The following is a 16,777-nucleotide window of genomic DNA, read 5'->3' as shown; positions in this document are numbered from 1 at the left end:
GATGGTTTCCCTTCAGTCCCTGTCCGTCCCTGCCAGTCCCTGTCCGGTCCCTGTCAGTCCCTGGGCAGGCCGAGGATGCGTTCGGCCACGACGTTGAGCTGAACCTGAGTGGTGCCGCCCGCGATGGTCAGGCAGCGGGACATCAGGAATCCGTGTACGGCCCGTTCCCCGGCTCCCTCGGCCACCGCACCTGCGGGGCCCAGGAGTTCGAGGGTGAGTTCGGCGACCTTCTGCTGGTGGGCGGTCTGGATGAGTTTGCGTACGGAGGCGCCCGCGCCCGGTTCGAGTCCCGATACCTGTTGCAGCGTGGTGCGCAGTCCGATGCAGGCCAGTGCGTGGGCCTCGGCCGCGAGGGCGCCGATCCGGGCCCGGCAGGCGCCGTCGAGTCCGGCGGAGTGGTCGATCAGGGCTTCGAGTCCGGTGTCGAAGGACATCTGGTCGGCCATGTGGACGCGTTCGTTGCCCAGGGTGTTGCGGGCGACCCGCCAGCCGCCGTCGGGCTCACCTACGAGGGCGTCGGGGGGCAGGATCACGTCGTCGAAGTAGACCTCGTTGAAGAGGGAGTCGCCGGTGATCTCCTTCAGCGGGCGAATGTCGATGCCCTCGGTGTTCTTCATGTCGACCAGGAAGTAGCCGAGCCCCCGGTGCTTGGGCGCGTCCGGGTCCGTCCTGGCGAGCAGGATGCCGTGGTCGGCCCACTGGGCGGCGCTCGTCCACACCTTCTGGCCGTTGATCCGCCAGCCCTCCGGGACGCGTTCGGCGCGGGTGCGCAGCGAGGCGAGGTCGGAACCGGCGCCGGGTTCGGAGAACAGCTGGCACCACTGGAGTTCGCCGCGCAGGGTCGGCGCGAGGTAGCGGTCCTGCTGCTCGGGCGTGCCGTGGGCGATGAGTGAGGGCACCACCCAGGTGGCGATGGAGAGGTCGCTGAGCTTCACGCCCTGTTCGCGCAACTCCTGTTGTACGGCGAGCTGTTGTACGGGTCCGGCGTCCAGTCCGTAGGGCGCGGGCAGGTGCGGGGCGGCGTAGCCGGTGGGCGCGAGGGCGCTGCGGGCGGCCTTGGGGTCCAGGCCCCGGGCGGCGGCGACGGCCTCGCGCGCCGCCGCGCGGTGCGCCTCGGCCTCCGGCGGCAGTTCCAGGGTGAGGCCGCGGCGGGCCCCGGCGGCGGCGAGCCGGACAGCGCGCTGGCGGTGGACGTCGCCGGAGCCCAGCAGCTGCCGTGCGACCAGGGCGCGGCGCAGGTAGAGGTGGGCGTCGTGCTCCCAGGTGAAGCCGATGCCGCCGAGGATCTGGATGGCGTCCTTGGCGCAGGTGTACGCGGCGTCCAGGGCGGTCGACGCGGCGAGGGCCGCGGCCATGGACCGGGTCTCCGGGGGTTCGGTGGCCGCGCGGGCGGCGTCCCAGGCCAGCGCGCGGGCCTGCTCGACCCGTACGAGCATGTCCGCGCAGAGGTGTTTGACGCCCTGGAACTGCCCGATGGGGCGGCCGAACTGTTCGCGGACCTTGGCGTGTTCGGTGGCGGTCTCCAGGGACCGGGCCGCGGTGCCGCACGCCTCGGCGGCCAGGAGTACGGCGGCGAGGTCGCGGACGAGTGCGGAGTCGGTGGGCAGCAGCCGCCCGGCGGGGACCAGGACGCCTTCGGCCCTGACCTCGGCGGTGGGCCGGGTCGGGTCCGCGCTGTGGTGCGGGCGGACGGCCAGCCCCCGGGCCGAGGCGTCGACGGCGAACCAGCGGGTGCCGGTGACCGAGGCGGCGGGGAGCAGGAGTACGTCGGCCCCGGCGGCGGAGAGGACCGGGGGGAGTTCCCCGTCGAGCAGGTGGCCGTCCTCCTGCTCGACGGCGGTGAGGCTGCCGGGGCCGAGGGCGACAGCGCCGATGCGGCGGCCCGCGGCGAGGTCCCGTACCAGTTCGTCCGTGCCGGGGGTGCGCGGGTTCGACGCGTGCAGTACGGCCGAGGCGAGGGCGCTCGCCAGGAAGGGGCCGGGGAGCGCGGCCCGTCCCGCCTCTTCGAGGACGACGGCGAGGTCGAGCAACCCGCCGCCCCCTCCCCCGTACTCCTCGGGGAGATGGATGCCGAGGAGGCCCTGTTCCACCAGTCCGTCCCAGTGTTCGGGGCGTGCGCCGGTGGCAGCGGGGGCGTCCGCGTCAAGAATTTTGCGGATTTCCCCGGGTGGTACGGCGCGCGAGAGCCATCCTCGTACGGCCCGCGCCAGCTCCCTGTGTTCTTCGGTGATTCCGATGCCCATGCGGATCCTCGCCGGTCGCAGCCACTGGAACGGCGCAAGAGTAGAACACGTTTCAATCTGACGGAAGGTCAGATGAGCGTCTGTTTACGGCCGGTCGGCCGCTACCGGCCGCGACTGTGTCCTGTTCGCACCCCGTTCACCGGAATACCTCGGACATGCGGAAGGTTTCACCGTGCACACACTTGGCGGGCAGCGCTGCCCGCACGCCTTCCCTCACTCCTCCCTCTTCCGCTGCCCGGAGGCCGCACGTATGCCACAGACGACGCACGAACAGCAGTCCGCGGAGCTTCCTGATCCGGGGGCGTCGAAGACCGGCAAGGGGATCGTCCCCGTGCTCGCCTTCGCGGGTATCACCGTCGCGGTGATGCAGACCCTGCTCGTCCCCGTCATCAAGGACCTGCCCGCCCTTCTCGACACCGACCCGTCCAACGCCACCTGGGTGATGACGGCGACGCTGCTCGCCGGAGCCGTCTCCACGCCGATCATGGGGCGGCTCGGGGACCTCAACGGCAAGCGGAAGATGCTGCTGGCGAGCCTCGCCGTGATGGTGATCGGCTCCCTGATATGCGCCTTCACCGATGATCTCGTGATCATGATCGTGGGCCGCGCGCTCCAGGGCTTCGCCATGGGCGCCATCCCGCTGGGCATCGGCATCATGCGCGACGAGCTGCCGCGCGAGAAGCTCGGCTCCGCGATGGCCCTGATGAGCTCCTCGATCGGCGTCGGGGGCGGACTCGCGCTGCCCGCCGCCGCCCTGGTCGCCCAGCACACCGACTGGCACACCCTCTTCTTCGGCTCGGCAGGGCTCGGCGTGGTCGCCATGGGCCTGACCCTGCTCGCGGTGCCGGAGCCCGTGCTGCGGGCCCCCGGCCGGTTCGACATGACCGGCGCGCTCGGCCTCTCGGCCGGACTCGTCCTCCTGCTGCTGCCCATCACCAAGGGCAGCGACTGGGGCTGGACCTCCCCCACCACCCTCGGGCTGGTCGCCGCCGGACTGGTGGTGCTGCTGCTGTGGGGCGTGTTCGAGCTGCGCAGCGAAGCACCCCTGGTCGACCTGCGGACCACCGCCCGCCGCGAGGTGCTGCTCACCAACCTCGCCTCGATCATGGTCGGCGTCGCCTTCTACGCCGTCTCGCTGGTCCTGCCGCAGCTGCTCCAGCTGCCGAAGTCCACCGGCTACGGCCTCGGCCAGTCGATGGTGGTCGCCGGACTGTGCGTGGCGCCGCTGGGCCTGACGATGATGCTCGTCGCCCCGCTGTACGCGCGGCTGTCCGCCCGGTACGGCCCCAAGGTGTCGCTGATGCTCGGCATGGCGGTCATCGCCATCGGTTACGGGGCCGGGCTCGGCCTGATGAGCGCCGCCTGGCAGACCATCGTGATCGCGGTGGTCCTCGGCGCCGGCATCGGGCTCGCCTACTCCTCGCTGCCCGCACTGATCATCGGTGCCGTCGACGCCTCCGAGACGGGCGCGGCGACCGGGCTCAACACCCTGATGCGCTCCATCGGCACCTCGGTGTCGAGCGCGGTGATCGGCATGGTGCTGGCGCACACCTCGACGCAGATGGGCTCTGTCGCGGTGCCCAGCATGCAGGGGTTCCGCACCTCGTTCATGATCGCGACGGGCGCGGTGCTGGCCGGACTGGTGCTGGCCGCGTTCCTGCCCTCGCAGCGGGCGGCCGCCGCGCCGGTCCTGCTGGCGAGCAGCGCGGGCGACGAGACGGCCCGGCTGTCCGGCCTCCCGCTCCCGCTGCCCGGCTCCGGCTTCCGCGGCCGGGTCGTCGATGCCGACGGGGCCCCGGTGGCCGCTGCCAACGTCACCCTGATCGACCGGCAGGGCCGGCAGGCCGGGCTCACCACGACGGACGCGGAGGGCCGGTACGCGCTTGCCGCCCCGGCCGGCGGCAGCTTCGTGCTGGCCGGATCGGCCGCCGGATACGCGCCGCGCGCCTACCCGGCGGCGCATCCGGCGAGCGGCCGGCCCGCCGAGACCGATCTGGTGCTGACGCTCAGCGCACCGGCGCGTCGAACCTCGGTGCCGTCGTGAGCTGACGCTCAGCGCACCGGCGCGTCGAACCTCGGTGCCGTCGTGAGCAGATGAGAGACGTCCGTCCCCGCCGGGAGCTCCTGCGGCTGTGCGCCGCGGGTGAACAGCCGGGCGGGGCGGGCGCCCTGGACCCGGGCCTGACGCCCGTTCACCCGCAGCCATGAGCCCTCGCGCAGCCCGAGCACGGGGACGTCGTTCTCCTCCAGGAACTCGGTGAGCCGCTCCTCGCGGGTCTCGCCCTTGTGGGTGCTGTCCGGGTCCGGGTCCTGGTAGTGCGGGTTGATCTGGAACGGGACGAGGCCGAGCGTCTCGAAGGACGGCGGCTGCACGATGGGCATGTCGTTGGTGGTACGCAGGGTGGGCGCCGCCATGTTCGTCCCCGCACTCGCCCCCATGTACGGCAGCCCCTCGCGCACCGCCCCGGTCACGGCGTCCCGCAGCCCGGTCCGGTAGAGCGCGCTGAGCAGCCGGAAGGAGTTGCCGCCGCCGATGAACACGGCGTCGGACGCGGCGAGTTCGGCCACCGGGTCGGCGTTCTCGTGGACGCCGCGGACGCTGATGCCGGCCGGTTCCAGGGCGTCGCGGACCCGGGTGGTGTACGCGGTGTAGTCGGCGAGCGCGTACGGCACGAAGGCGAGGCGGGCGCCGGAGGGCAGGAACGCCTGCACGGTGTCGAGGGCGTGTTCCAGGTAACCGCAGCCGTACTGGGTGGAGTTGGAGAGCAGGAGCAGATTCACGGGGTTCCTCTTGGGTTCTCTTCGGGTCAGGTCGTGCGGGGTCCGGCCGGCTGTCAGGTCGTGCGGGTGGAGCGGGGCCCGGCCGTCTCTCAGGTGGAGCGGGGTCCGGCTGCCGGTCAGGTCGTGCGGCGGGAACGGGGCTTCGAGCGCTGCGGCGGGTGGGTGAGGCGTCGCTCCAGCAGGTCGGCCGCCTTCCGCAGCGCTTCGAGCTTGTTCTCCATCGCCCCCTCGAACCGTTCCTCCGCACCGCCCAGACTGAGGCTGCCGTACGGTTCGCGCCCCAGGAAGACCGGCACGGCGAGGGTCGCGACGCCGGTGTCGTACTCCCCGACCGTCCACGCGTACCCCTGGCCGCGCACCTTCAGCAGCTGGTGCTCCAGCACATCCGGATCGGTCACCGTCCGGTCGGTGAACCGGGCCATCGGGCGGCCCCAGAACAGCCGGTGGCGCTGCTCGTCCGGCAGATAGGCGTAGTACGACTTACTGGTCGCCCCGGCGTGCGCCGGGTAGAGCTCACCGACCAGCGGGTAGTAGCGCAGCGGCCCGGTCTCGCCCTCCTCCGCGGCCACGCACCGCATGTGGAAGCTGTCCGGCAGGCTGAACAGCACGGTGTCCCCGGTGACCCGGCGCAGCTCCTCCAAGACGGGTCCGGCGAGCAGCTCAAGCGATCCGGAGCGCTCCCAGAGCCTGCCCAGGCGCAGCACGGCGGGGCCGATGCGGTAGCGGCGGGTGGCCGGGTCGGAGACCAGGAAGCCCCGGCCCGCGAGGGTGGCGAGCAGCCGCTGGGCCACCGAGGTGTCCCAGCCGAACTCCTCCGCGACCTCGGTGACGCCCCAGTCGGGTCTGGTCCGCTCGAACGCGAGCAGTACGAGGAGTGCCCGGTCGACGGTTTGCAGGGCACCGGCCGGGGTCCGCCGGTCCAGATCGAAGTCCGTCATCGTCATTTCACCCATCTCGCCATTCAGACCCGAGTTGCAAATAACGGGAAACAGTTGCGTACAACGCTATCCGATCCCGAATCTGCTCTCAGCACCCCGTCCGGCGTCCCACTCCCTGCCGGGCGCCGGACGGGTGTGATGGATGCGCGAGAAAGGCCCCCCATGCTGAAGTACGTACTGGACATCGTCGACCTCCTCGACGACCCGCAGGCCAACGGCAAGACGGTCGTCGAGTACCTCGACTCCGTGGCCGGTGCCGAGGGCTCGTCGGCCGAGGTCACCACGGTCGCCGGCGAGCGGGGCTCGACGGACTTCGTGATGGTCCGCATCCCCGGCTCCCGGGGCCGCACGGCCGGGGGCACCGCCCGCACCCTCGGTGTGGTCGGCCGGCTCGGCGGCATCGGCGCCCGGCCCGAGATGACCGGAATGGTCTCCGACGCCGACGGGGCCGTCTCCGCCGTCACCACCGCCGCGAAGCTGCTCGACATGCGCCGCCGCGGCGATGTGCTGCCCGGCGATGTGATCGTCGCCACCCACATCTGCCCGGACGCGCCGACCGAGCCGCACGACCCGGTGCCGTTCATGGGCTCGCCCGTGGACATCGCCACCATGAACCGCCACGAGGTGACCGACGCCATGGAGGCCGTGCTCTCCATCGACACCACCAAGGGCAACCGCATCATCAACCACAAGGGCCTCGCCCTGTCGCCCACCGTCAAGGAGGGCTGGGTGCTCCGCGTCAGCGAGCAGCTCGGTGAGCTGCTGGCCGTGGTGACCGGTGAGCCGTTGGTCACGTACCCCGTGACCACGCAGGACATCACCCCGTACGGTAATGGGGCACACCACATCAATTCGATCCTCCAGCCCGCCACCGCCACGGCCGCTCCCGTGGTCGGCCTCGCGGTCACCTCGGCCGCCGCGGTGCCGGGCTGCCAGACGGGCGCGAGTCACGAGAGCGACATCGCCTCCGCCGCCCGCTACGCCGTGGAGGTCGCCAAGGCCTACGGGGCGGGCCACCTGGACTTCCACGACGCGGTGGAGTTCGACAACCTCGTCAACCGCTACGGGTCGCTGTCCCACCTGCAGACCCTCGGCCGCACACCCCAGGAGTCCTGATGGCTGCCGCCCCTCCGGCCGACGCCGCGGTCAACGAGACCAAGAGCATCGGCAGCGACGACTACTCGCTCTCGCGCGTCCCGCGCGACAAGCGGTTCGGCTTCTGGTCCATGCTGCTCCAGTGGCTGGCGCAGTCCGGTTCGATCTCGCAGTTCACGCTCGGCGCCACCATCGGCGTCGGCATGACCTTCGGCAACGCCTTCCTCGCCTTCACGCTCGGCGCGGTGATCCTGGAGATCGTGATCTTCGCGATCGGCCTGGCCGGTATGCGCGAGGGCCTCGCGACCCCGATGCTGACCCGCTGGGTGGGCTTCGGCCGCAACGGCTCCGCGCTGGTCAGCTTCGTCATCGCGGTGAGCCTGGTCGGCTGGTTCGGCGTCCAGAACACGATCTTCGGTGACAGCGTCTCCGCGCTGGTCGGCGGACCGTCCTGGATGTGGTGCGTGCTGGCGGGCATCGCCATCACCGCCCTGGTGATCTTCGGCTTCAAGTACATGGCCAACTTCGCGAAGGTCGTCACGCCGCTGTTCTTCGCGATGGTCGCCTTCTCCGTCATCCGGACCCTGAGCGACCACTCGTTCAGCGACCTGATCCACTCGCCGCCGCCCGGCGACACGATCCCCCTCGCCGTCGCCGCCACCGCCATCGCGGGCGGCTACATGACCGGCGCGATCGTCTCCCCCGAGATGACCCGCTACAACCGCAAGGGCTCGCACGTCTTCCTGCAGAGCGCCTCCTCGATGATCCTCTCCGAGTACATCGTCGGCCTGACCGGCGTGCTCCTGGGCCACCTGGTCAAGAGCAACGAGGTCTCGCACATCGTGCTCTCCACCTCTGGCGCCTTCGGTGTGGTCGTGGTCCTGATGTCCACCGCCAAGATCAACGACTGGAACCTGTACGGCTCCTCGCTCGGCGTCGTCAACTTCTTCCAGGTCGTCTTCGGTAAGCGCGTCCACCGCGGCGCGGTCACGATCGTCCTCGGCATCGCCGGGACGCTCCTGTCCGCGGTCGGGATCATGACCCACTTCACCGAGTTCCTCACGATCCTCGGCGTCGCCATCCCGCCGATCGGCGGCATCATCGTGGCCGAGTACTGGGTCGTGAAGAAGATGCGCAAGCCGCTGGACGACACCCGCGAGGCCGAGACGCTGCCGGCGTCCTCCCCGACCTGGGTGCCGATGTCCATCGTCATCTGGATCGTCGCCTTCTGCGTCGGCAAGTTCTACGACGGCGGCATCCCGGCCCTGAACTCGCTGGCCACCGCCTTCGTCCTGTACTGCGTGCTCGGCCTGCTGGGCTGGGTGAAGCCGTACGGCACCTCCACCGTCCAGGACGACGCGGACAGCCCGGTCCCCGATACCCGCACCACCACCTCCGTGGGAGCAGCATGAGCACCACCGAACCCACCGCCCCCCTGTCCACCCCCCTGGTCCCGGCCTCCGACGAGGCCCAGGCGGAGGTCATCGACCTCTGCGCCGAACTGATCAGGTTCGACACCTCCAACCCCACCAGCGACGAGCGCGCGAGCGCCGACTGGGTGGTGGGCCGCCTCGCGGAGGTGGGCATCGACTCGGAGCTCATCGAGTCCGCGCCGGGCCGGGCCAGCGTCATCGCCCGGATCGCGGGCAGCGACCCGGAGCGCGGCGCGCTGATGGTCCACGGCCATCTGGACGTGGTCCCCGCCGACGCCTCCGAGTGGCAGGTGCCGCCGTTCTCGGGCGAGATCCGGGACGGCTACCTGTGGGGCCGGGGCGCGATCGACATGAAGGACACGGTGGCCGTCATGCTGGCCACCGCCCGGCACTTCGCCCGCACCGGTACGAAGCCGGCCCGCGATCTGGTCCTGGCCTTCCTCGCGGACGAGGAGGCGGGCGGCAAGTTCGGCGCCCACTGGCTCGTCGAGCACCGTCCGGAGCTGTTCGCCGGGGTCACCGAGGCGATCGGTGAGGGCGGCGGGTTCTCCTTCGCGATCGACGACACCCGGCGCCTCTACCCGATCGAGAACGCCCAGCGCGGCATGGCCTGGATGGAGCTCACCGCCACCGGCCGGGCCGGCCACGGCTCGTCCCCCAACGACGAGAACGCGGTCACCGACCTCGCGGAGTCGCTGACCCGGATCGGCCGCGAGACCTTCCCGATCCGCCTGATCGAACCGGTCCGCGCGCTGCTCGAAGAGGCCGCCCGGCTCTACGGCGTCGAGTTCGACGAGGACGACATCGAGGGCAGCCTCGCCCGCCTCGGCCCGGTCTCCGACTTCATGCAGGTGGTGCTCCGCAACTCCGCGAACCCCACCATGTTCAACGCCGGTTACCAGACCAACGTCATCCCCGGAAAGGCCACCGCCCGTGTGGACGGCCGCTTCCTGCCCGGCCACGAGCAGGAGCTGATCGACACGATCGACAAGCTGCTGCTCCCCTCGGTGAGCCGCGAGTGGGTCAACCACGACATCGCGATGGAGACCACCTTCGACGGCCCGCTCGTCGACGCCATGTGCGACGCGGTGCGCGCGGAGGACCCGGACGGCCACCCGGTGCCGTACTGCAACCCCGGCGGTACGGACGCCAAGGCCTTCACCCACCTGGGCATCCGCTGCTTCGGCTTCAAGGGCCTGAAGCTCCCGCACGACCTGGACTACGGCCGCCTCTTCCACGGCGTGGACGAGCGCGTCCCGCTGGAGGGACTGCGCTTCGGCGTCCGCGTCATGACCCGACTCTGGCAGAGCTGCTGATCCCTCCGTCAAGGCTCCGCCAGGGGCCCGCCCCGACCCGGGCTCACCCCACCCGTACGCCCCCGCCGATGTCTTCGGCGGGGGCGTACGGCACGATGGGGCGCCGTTGACGTGCCCCGTCCCCGTATCCCGCCCCAACTGGAGGAAGCCCGTGGCCGCCGAGCCCAAGCCGGAGATTCTTGCCGCGTTCCAGGCCGCCAAGGGCTTCATGCCGGTGGTGGAGGGGCTGGCCCTGTACGCGGCCGCCGCGGAGGCCGCCGCGCTCGGGCTGCCGTTGCTTGAGGTGGGCACGTACTGCGGGCGCTCCACCATCCTGCTCGCGGACGCAGCCCGCGCCGCGGGGTCCACGGCCCTCACCGTCGACCACCACCGGGGCAGCGAGGAGCAGCAGCCCGGCTGGGAGTATCACGACCCGACCGTGGTGGACCCGGAGGTCGGCCGGATGGACACGCTGCCCACCTTCCGCCGGACGCTGCACGCGGCCGGTCTGGAGGAGCACGTGGTGGCGCTGGTGGGGCGCTCCCCGCAGGTCGCGGCGGTCTGGGGCGGGCCGCTCGGGCTGGTCTTCATCGACGGCGGCCACACCGACGAGCACGCGAACGGCGACTACGAGGGCTGGGCCCCGCATGTGGCGGAGGGCGGGCTGCTGGTGATCCACGACGTGTTCCCGGACCCGGCGCACGGCGGGCAGGCCCCGTACCGGATCTATCTGCGGGCGCTGGCCTCCGGGGCGTTCACCGAGATCTCCGTCACCGACTCGCTGCGGGTCCTGCGGCGCACCGGGCCGGGGATCTGACGGCTCCCCGCGCGGGGAGCCGGGATCTGGCGGCGCACCGGGCCGGGGAGGCCGTCGGGACGCCGGAAGCCGGACGGGGCGCCGGATAGCATCGCCGGGTGCGTGACGACAAGAGCGTTCCCCCCACCCCGCGCCGCCCGGCCCTGTTCGCCGCCGCGACGCTGACCGTGCTGTGTCTGGGCGCCGCCGGCTGCGGCGGCGGTGGCAGTGACACCGCGCAGGCCCGGCCAGGGCCGGACGGAACCGGGGCCGCTTCGCCGTCCCCCGCGAGGACCGCGCCGTCCCCGGCACCGTCACACAGCGGTCCGGCCTCCGCCAAGCACAGCCCCGCTCCCTCCCCGTCCGCGCCGGACGCCGCGTCCGGGCCGCTGTCGGGGAAGACGGTCGTGATCGACCCCGGGCACAACCCGCGCAACCACCTGCACACCGCCGAGATCGCCCGCCAGGTGGACATCGGCACCACGCACAAGGAGTGCGACACCACCGGCACCTCCACCAACGGCGGTTACGCGGAAGCCGAGTTCACCCTCGACGTGGCACACCGGATGCGCACGCTGCTCAAGGCACAGGGCGCGAAGGTGCTGCTGACGTACGACAACGACCGGCCGTTCGGCCCGTGCGTGGACGAGCGGGCACGGATCGGCAACAAGGCCGGGGCCGACGCGGTCGTCTCGGTCCACGCGGACGGTTCCGCGGTGGGCAACCGGGGCTTCCACGTGATCCTTCCCGCACCGGTGCGCGGCGGCGGCGCGGACACCTCGCTGATCGTCGGTCCTTCGCGCGATCTCGGTACGCGTATCGCCGGACTCTTCGTCCGGGCTACCGGAAGTGCGCCTTCCAATTACATCGGCGGCAATACCGGACTGGACACCCGCAAGGATCTGGGCGGACTGAATTTGTCTACCGTGCCCAAAGTCTTCATCGAATGCGGCAATATGCGTGATCCGAAGGACGCGGCCCTGCTCACCAGTGCGAGTTGGCGCCAGAAGGCGGCCCAGGGCATCGCTGACGGCATCAGCAGCTACCTCAACGGGTAGTAAGGGGTGGTTCTGCGATGAATTCGGGGGGATGCCGGACCAGCGTCCGGACGGGGGGCACAACCCGACCGGTCAGACGATAGATTCATCCGTACGATGGGGAGCCGCCCCCGAGCTTCGCGCCGTGTCCGCCGTACCGGTGGCAGCGACGACCGCCCCGAAAAAGACGACCGACTAAGGACCTTCACGTGAATATCCGCTCGCTCACTCGAGGCGATGGCGTGGTGATCGGAGCAGCGGTCGTGCTGTTCATCGCCTCTTTCCTCGACTACTACTCCTACGGGAACTCCAGCATCGACGCGCCGAACGCCTGGGATTCGCTGGGCATCGCGATCGGCGTCTACCTGGTCGGAGTGGCCGGCGCGGCACTGATCGTGCTCTCCCGCTCGCAGCCCCAGCCGCGCAAGGTCCTCGGACTGGACCTGGCCGCGTTCGGTGTGGCCGCCACGGTCATCACCGCCTGGCACCTGCTCTGGACGATCCTCGACCTCGGTTCGATCGACGCCGGCGCCGGTCTGATCCTCGGCTTGATCGCCTCTCTGGTGCTGGCGGGTGCCGCGGTCGCGTCCCCGATGGTTCCCGCGCTCAAGGCCCCGCTCGCGGGCGCCCCGAAGCCGCAGGCCGTGCACCCGCCGTACGGCGGCCACCCGCAGCCCGGCCAGGGCTACGGCTACCCGGGCGCGCAGCAGCAGCCGTCCTTCGGCGGTCAGCAGCCGGGCCAGCCGCAGCCGTACGGCGCCCAGCAGCACGGCCAGCCCGGTCACCCCGGTCAGCCCGGTCAGCCCGAGCCGCAGCAGGCGGCCGCGCCGGCCCAGCAGGCCCCGGCGGCCGACGCCGCACCGGCCGGTGACTTCACCCCGTTCTGGTTCGCGGTTCCGGTGGCCCGTCCGCTGTACGGCGAGGACGGTTCGCCGGCCCCGATCGCCGAACTGGCTCCGGGCACCTGGTACCTCGCGGTGGAGCAGCGCGGTGCCGCGCTCATCGCCCAGACCCAGGACGGCCGTCGCGGCGTGCTCCAGGACACGACGGGCATCCAGCGCGGCTGACACCCGGCGCACAGCATCACCGACAGCGGCCCCCCGCCCCTTCCGGGCGGGGGGCCGCTGTCGTACCCTCCGGCTAAATCTGATGCACCGTCAGAATGCCAGGGATACTGGGAGGCAGCGACATGCGGCTCGGACTCGCTCTCGGATACTGGGGCCGCGGCCCCGACCCGGCCCATCTCGACCTCGCCCGCGAGGCCGAGGACCTGGGCTACACCTCGGTGTGGACGTCGGAGGCCTGGGGCTCCGACGCCTTCACCCCGCTGACCTGGATCGCCGCCCACACCTCCCGCATCCGGCTGGGCACCGCCATCGCGCAGATGGCGGCCCGCACCCCGACCGCGACCGCCATGCACGCGCTGACCCTCGACCACCTCTCCGGCGGCCGGATGATGCTCGGGCTCGGGCTCTCCGGACCGCAGGTCGTCGAGGGCTGGTACGGGCGGCCGTTTCCCCGCAGCCCGCTCACGGCGACCCGCGAGTACATCGACGTGGTGCGCCAAGTGCTGCGCCGCGAGGCGCCGGTGGAGCTGGAGGGCCGGTTCCACTCCCACCCCTACAACGGCCCTGACGCAACCGGGCTCGGCAAGCCGCTGAAGCCGATCACCCACCCGCTGCGGGCGGACCTCCCGGTGCTGCTCGGCGCGGAGGGCCCGAAGAACATCGCGCAGACCACCGAAATCGCGGACGGCTGGCTGCCGTTGTACTGGTCGCCGCTGCGACCCGATGTGTACGAGACCTCGCTCACCGGCCTGCGCGACGGGTTCATGATCGCGCCGCTGGCCCGTGCGCAGGTCTGTGACGACGTCGCGGAGGGGCTGCTGCCGGTGAAGGCGATGCTCGGCTTCTACATCGGCGGCATGGGCGCCGCCGCCCGCAACTTCCACGCGGACCTCATGGCGCGGATGGGGTACGCGGAAGAGGCCCGGCGGATTCAGCGGCTCTTCCTGGAGGGCCGCAAACAGGAGGCCGTGCTTGCCGTCCCGGACGCGTTCGCGGACGAGATCTCGCTGGTCGGCCCGCGCGAACGGATCGCGGAGCGGCTGGAGTTGTGGCGCAAGGGGCCGGTGACCGACCTGCTGGTGACCGCGCCGGACCCGCACACCCTGCGGGTACTGGCGGAGCTCAGCCTCTAGGGGCCGCCCGATCGGGGACCGCGCCCTCGCGCGTCCAGCCGAGGAGCTCGTCCACCGTCCACGTCGTGACCACGCGCTCCGCCGGGACGCCGCACTCCTCGGCGCGGGCGCATCCGTAGGCCTGCCAGGCCAGTTGGCCGGGCGCGTGCGCGTCGGTGTCGATGGCGAACAGGGTGCCCGCGTCCACGGCTTGGCGCAGTAGGCGGCGGGGCGGGTCGAGGCGTTCGGGGCGGCTGTTGATCTCGACCGCCGTGCCCGACTCGGCGCAGGCGGCGAAGACCTCGTCCGCGTCGAACCGCGACTCGGGGCGGCCCCGGCCGGTGAGCAGTCGGCCGGTGCAGTGCCCGAGGACGTTCGCCCGGGGGTGGCGGACGGCCGCGAGGAGGCGCCGGGTCATCGGTCCGGGGTCCATCCGCAGTTTGGAGTGGACGGAGACGACCACCAGGTCCAGCCGGTCCAGCAGTTCGTCCTCCTGGTCGAGGGTGCCGTCCAGGTTGATATCGCACTCGATGCCGGTGAGCAGCCGGAACGGCGCCCAGCGCTCGTTGAGTTCGGCCACCACGTCGAGCTGTTGCCGCAGCCGCTCCGGCGAGAGCCCGTTGGCCACCTTCAGCCGGGGCGAGTGGTCGGTGAGGACGGCCCAGTCGTGGCCGAGCTCCGCCGCCGTACGGCCCATCTCCTCGATCGGGCTGCCGCCGTCCGACCAGTCGGAGTGCAGATGGCAGTCGCCGCGCGACAGTGCGAGCAGCCGCTCGCCGCCCTCCGCGAGCGGTCCGTGTTCCTCGGCCTCGGTCTCCAGCCCCTCCAGGTAGCCGGGCACCTCTCCGGCCACCGCCTCCCGGATGACCTGCGCGGTCCTGGGGCCGATGCCCTTGACCCGTTCCAGCGAGCCGTTCGTCACCCGTTGCACCGCCTCGCCGTCGGCCATCGCGGTGACGGTGCGGGCGGCCGTGCGGAAGGCCTGGACGCGGTAGGTGTCGGCCCCGCCGCGTTCCAGCAGGAAGGCGATCCGCTCCAGGGCCCTGACCGGGTCCATCGGAACCTCCTCGCCGGACGGGGACGGGCTGCCGTTCCAGCTTGGCGCAGCGGCGCCCGGCCCGCACACCGGCCGCGTCACCGCCCGGCCGCCTCCCCGTCAGCCGAAGGACGACCGGGCCAGCCAGAAGTCCAGCAGCTCCGCCTCGCCCAGGACCTCGACCCGGTCGCTGTCCAGGGCCAGGCGGCGCTGGAAGACCAGCATCACGTCGGTGAGCGGTCCCCGCAGGGCCACGGTCGCCTTCTCGTGCGCGCGGCGCCAGGTGAAGCCGTCCTCGCCGAACTCGATCAGCCATTCGGCACCGGGGACGTCGATGGCGTGCAGGTGGATGGAGCGCCCGGCACCGCGCAGCTCCGCCGCCTCCGGGTCGTATCCGGAGGAGGCGGCGAAGGCGACGATGTCCAGCCACTCGTCGATGGTGTCCGCCGCCAGGTCTGGTGCCATCGCGTAGGGCACCTTCGCGGCCAGGGCGGCGTCCGCCTGGTGGACGACGGTCTCGATCGCCATGCGCCGGGCCCAGAACCCGGCGCTGCGGTCCCAGGACCAGGACCAGACCGGCAGCTCCGGTCCCGCCTCCCGCAGCGCTCCGGCGGTCCGCGCCGCCCCCTCGGCCAGCCAGGCGTCCAGCACCTCGGGGTCGTCGCCGTCCGGGGTGAAGTGCGGCACCCGCTCGTCCGGGACCTCCTCCGTGGCCCGGGTGCGCACGATCTCACCGACCCAGCGGTGGGCGCCGCCGACGTGGACGGCGAGGTCGCGCAGCGTCCATTCGGGGCAGGTCGGCACGGTCGCGTCGAGGTCGCCGTCGGCCACCGCGGACCTCAACGCGTCGGTTCGCAGGACGATTTCGTCGCAGTAGCGCGCATGGGTGAGAGGGGTCATGCCCGCAGCCTACGGGCTGCCGCACCACCCGACCCAGGAGTTATCCGGCGAGCTGCGAGGCGGACGGGACCTTGTCCTTCACCTCGGCGCCCGCGCTCTTCCCGGCGTCCTTGATGGAACTGATGACGCTCTCGAAGGCGCCGATGTCGCCCTCACCCGCCTCGCCCTTGCGGAGCTTGGTGGCCATGCCCTTGAGCGAGGCGATGCCCGCGGTCAGCGGTGCGACGGCCTTCGAGAGGAGCGGGTCGCCCTTGGCGTTCTCGGTGGCGGCCTTGAGCCGGTTGTAGGCGAAGCCGCCCGCGAGCCCGGCCTTGACGAGCGCGAAGGTGCGCCCGTCGGTGCCCTTCTTGAACTTGCCCGCCCGGTACGGCTTGACGACCCACTGGTAGGTGGCGCCCGCGGCCAGCCCGGCGTTGGTGACGAACCGCGTCTTGGCGAACTTCTGCGCCTCGGCAGACGATGTCCCGGTGGGCGACGCCGAACTGCTGCTCGTCCCGCTGTCGCTGTCTCCGTCGTCGCCGCCGCACGCGGTGGTGCCCATCAGTACGGCGCAGGACAGCAGCAGCGCCGTGAACAGACGGCGGAGCGGTACGGAACGGGGCACGGCGGGCCTCCCTGGCCGGGCACATCAGGACGGGTGCCGGGGCCCGGCACTCCCCCGCAAGGCTGGCGCCGGGCCTGCCCGCCCGCCACCGGGGTAAGCCGTCCGGGTTTCACTCAACCGAAAGCGGCAATCCGGAGTCCATGTCGTACTCAAGAGGCAACGGAAGCAGCACCGCAGCACGTGTCATAGCCGTGGTGGCGGACATCATGGCTTTCATCATCATCCTCTGGATCCTGATGTACCTGCTCGACGCGAACCGGGGCAACGACCTGGTCGAGTTCGTGCGGCACAGCGCACGCTGGCTCGCCGGATGGTCGTACGACCTGTTCACGTTCGACAAGACGTGGGCCAACGTCGTCGCCGGTTACGGGCTCGCAGCCGTCGTGTACCTGTTCATCGGGCACGCGGTCGCCGGTCGCATCCGCCGCTGAGGAAGCCCG

Annotated in this window: 15 protein-coding genes; 9 read left to right on the top strand and 6 right to left on the bottom strand. The window is 71.7% G+C overall.

Features of this window, described 5'->3' with window-relative positions; translation table 11 throughout:
* Nucleotides 1–53 precede the first annotated feature (53 nt).
* Nucleotides 54–2,243 (bottom strand): acyl-CoA dehydrogenase, encoded by a 2,190-nt coding sequence (locus ACZ601_RS10450; RefSeq protein WP_469535507.1) that lies wholly within the window; start codon nucleotides 2,241–2,243, stop codon nucleotides 54–56.
* A 250-nt stretch (nucleotides 2,244–2,493) separates the two neighbouring features.
* Between ACZ601_RS10450 and ACZ601_RS10445 the strand changes: the two genes are divergently transcribed.
* Nucleotides 2,494–4,287, top strand: coding sequence for an MFS transporter (locus tag ACZ601_RS10445; RefSeq protein WP_469535505.1), 1,794 nt, complete (start codon nucleotides 2,494–2,496; stop codon nucleotides 4,285–4,287).
* A gap of 8 nt (nucleotides 4,288–4,295) precedes the next feature.
* Here ACZ601_RS10445 and pepE read toward each other — a convergent pair whose 3' ends face one another.
* On the bottom strand, nucleotides 4,296–5,024 hold the full coding sequence (gene pepE / locus ACZ601_RS10440) for a dipeptidase PepE (RefSeq protein WP_469535502.1): 729 nt from the start codon (nucleotides 5,022–5,024) through the stop codon (nucleotides 4,296–4,298).
* 116 nt (nucleotides 5,025–5,140) lie between these two features.
* The gene (locus ACZ601_RS10435; RefSeq protein WP_469536451.1) at nucleotides 5,141–5,962 is read right to left on the bottom strand and encodes an IclR family transcriptional regulator; all 822 of its coding nucleotides are present in this window, start codon (nucleotides 5,960–5,962) and stop codon (nucleotides 5,141–5,143) included.
* Nucleotides 5,963–6,124: 162 nt separating this feature from the next.
* Between ACZ601_RS10435 and ACZ601_RS10430 the strand changes: the two genes are divergently transcribed.
* The 7 genes from ACZ601_RS10430 to ACZ601_RS10400 all read left to right on the top strand — a co-directional run bounded on the left by ACZ601_RS10430 (nucleotide 6,125) and on the right by ACZ601_RS10400 (nucleotide 13,818).
* A complete protein-coding gene (locus ACZ601_RS10430) occupies nucleotides 6,125–7,078 on the top strand; it encodes a DUF1177 domain-containing protein (RefSeq protein WP_469535499.1) in 954 nt (317 codons plus the stop codon).
* The gene (locus tag ACZ601_RS10425; RefSeq protein ID WP_469535495.1) at nucleotides 7,078–8,469 is read left to right on the top strand and encodes a cytosine permease; all 1,392 of its coding nucleotides are present in this window, start codon (nucleotides 7,078–7,080) and stop codon (nucleotides 8,467–8,469) included. The genes ACZ601_RS10430 and ACZ601_RS10425 overlap by 1 nt, the downstream gene beginning before the upstream one ends.
* On the top strand, nucleotides 8,466–9,806 hold the full coding sequence (locus ACZ601_RS10420; protein WP_469535492.1) for a M20/M25/M40 family metallo-hydrolase: 1,341 nt from the start codon (nucleotides 8,466–8,468) through the stop codon (nucleotides 9,804–9,806). The genes ACZ601_RS10425 and ACZ601_RS10420 overlap by 4 nt, the downstream gene beginning before the upstream one ends.
* Nucleotides 9,807–9,957: 151 nt before the next feature.
* Complete coding sequence (locus ACZ601_RS10415; protein ID WP_328867241.1) at nucleotides 9,958–10,602, top strand: class I SAM-dependent methyltransferase; 645 nt, start codon at nucleotides 9,958–9,960, stop codon at nucleotides 10,600–10,602.
* Nucleotides 10,603–10,700: 98 nt separating this feature from the next.
* Nucleotides 10,701–11,639, top strand: a complete 939-nt coding sequence (locus ACZ601_RS10410; RefSeq protein ID WP_469535488.1) for an N-acetylmuramoyl-L-alanine amidase — start codon at nucleotides 10,701–10,703, stop codon at nucleotides 11,637–11,639.
* 221 nt (nucleotides 11,640–11,860) lie between these two features.
* A complete protein-coding gene (locus ACZ601_RS10405) occupies nucleotides 11,861–12,685 on the top strand; it encodes a hypothetical protein (protein WP_440573580.1) in 825 nt (274 codons plus the stop codon).
* A 122-nt stretch (nucleotides 12,686–12,807) separates the two neighbouring features.
* On the top strand, nucleotides 12,808–13,818 hold the full coding sequence (locus ACZ601_RS10400) for an LLM class F420-dependent oxidoreductase (RefSeq protein WP_469535485.1): 1,011 nt from the start codon (nucleotides 12,808–12,810) through the stop codon (nucleotides 13,816–13,818).
* Here the strand turns inward: ACZ601_RS10400 and ACZ601_RS10395 are convergent.
* The 3 genes from ACZ601_RS10395 to ACZ601_RS10385 form a co-directional block, all read right to left on the bottom strand.
* Nucleotides 13,808–14,854, bottom strand: a complete 1,047-nt coding sequence (locus ACZ601_RS10395; protein ID WP_469535483.1) for a PHP domain-containing protein — start codon at nucleotides 14,852–14,854, stop codon at nucleotides 13,808–13,810. The genes ACZ601_RS10400 and ACZ601_RS10395 overlap by 11 nt on opposite strands.
* Before the next feature lie 99 nt (nucleotides 14,855–14,953).
* Entirely contained in the window at nucleotides 14,954–15,733 is a 780-nt protein-coding gene (locus ACZ601_RS10390) for a maleylpyruvate isomerase family mycothiol-dependent enzyme (protein ID WP_469535480.1), read from the bottom strand.
* Nucleotides 15,734–15,773: 40 nt separating this feature from the next.
* Entirely contained in the window at nucleotides 15,774–16,337 is a 564-nt protein-coding gene (locus ACZ601_RS10385; protein WP_469535477.1) for a hypothetical protein, read from the bottom strand.
* A gap of 140 nt (nucleotides 16,338–16,477) precedes the next feature.
* On the opposite strand from ACZ601_RS10385, the gene ACZ601_RS10380 reads away from it, so the two are divergent.
* Nucleotides 16,478–16,768: a hypothetical protein gene (locus tag ACZ601_RS10380; protein WP_440573574.1), complete on the top strand. Its 291-nt coding sequence runs from the start codon at nucleotides 16,478–16,480 to the stop codon at nucleotides 16,766–16,768.
* Nucleotides 16,769–16,777: the final 9 nt, after the last annotated feature.

It is taken from the genome of Streptomyces sp. NPDC104307 (assembly GCF_055584045.1).
Note: the sequence above shows the minus strand (reverse complement) of the source record. Positions and strands in the feature narration are given on the sequence as shown.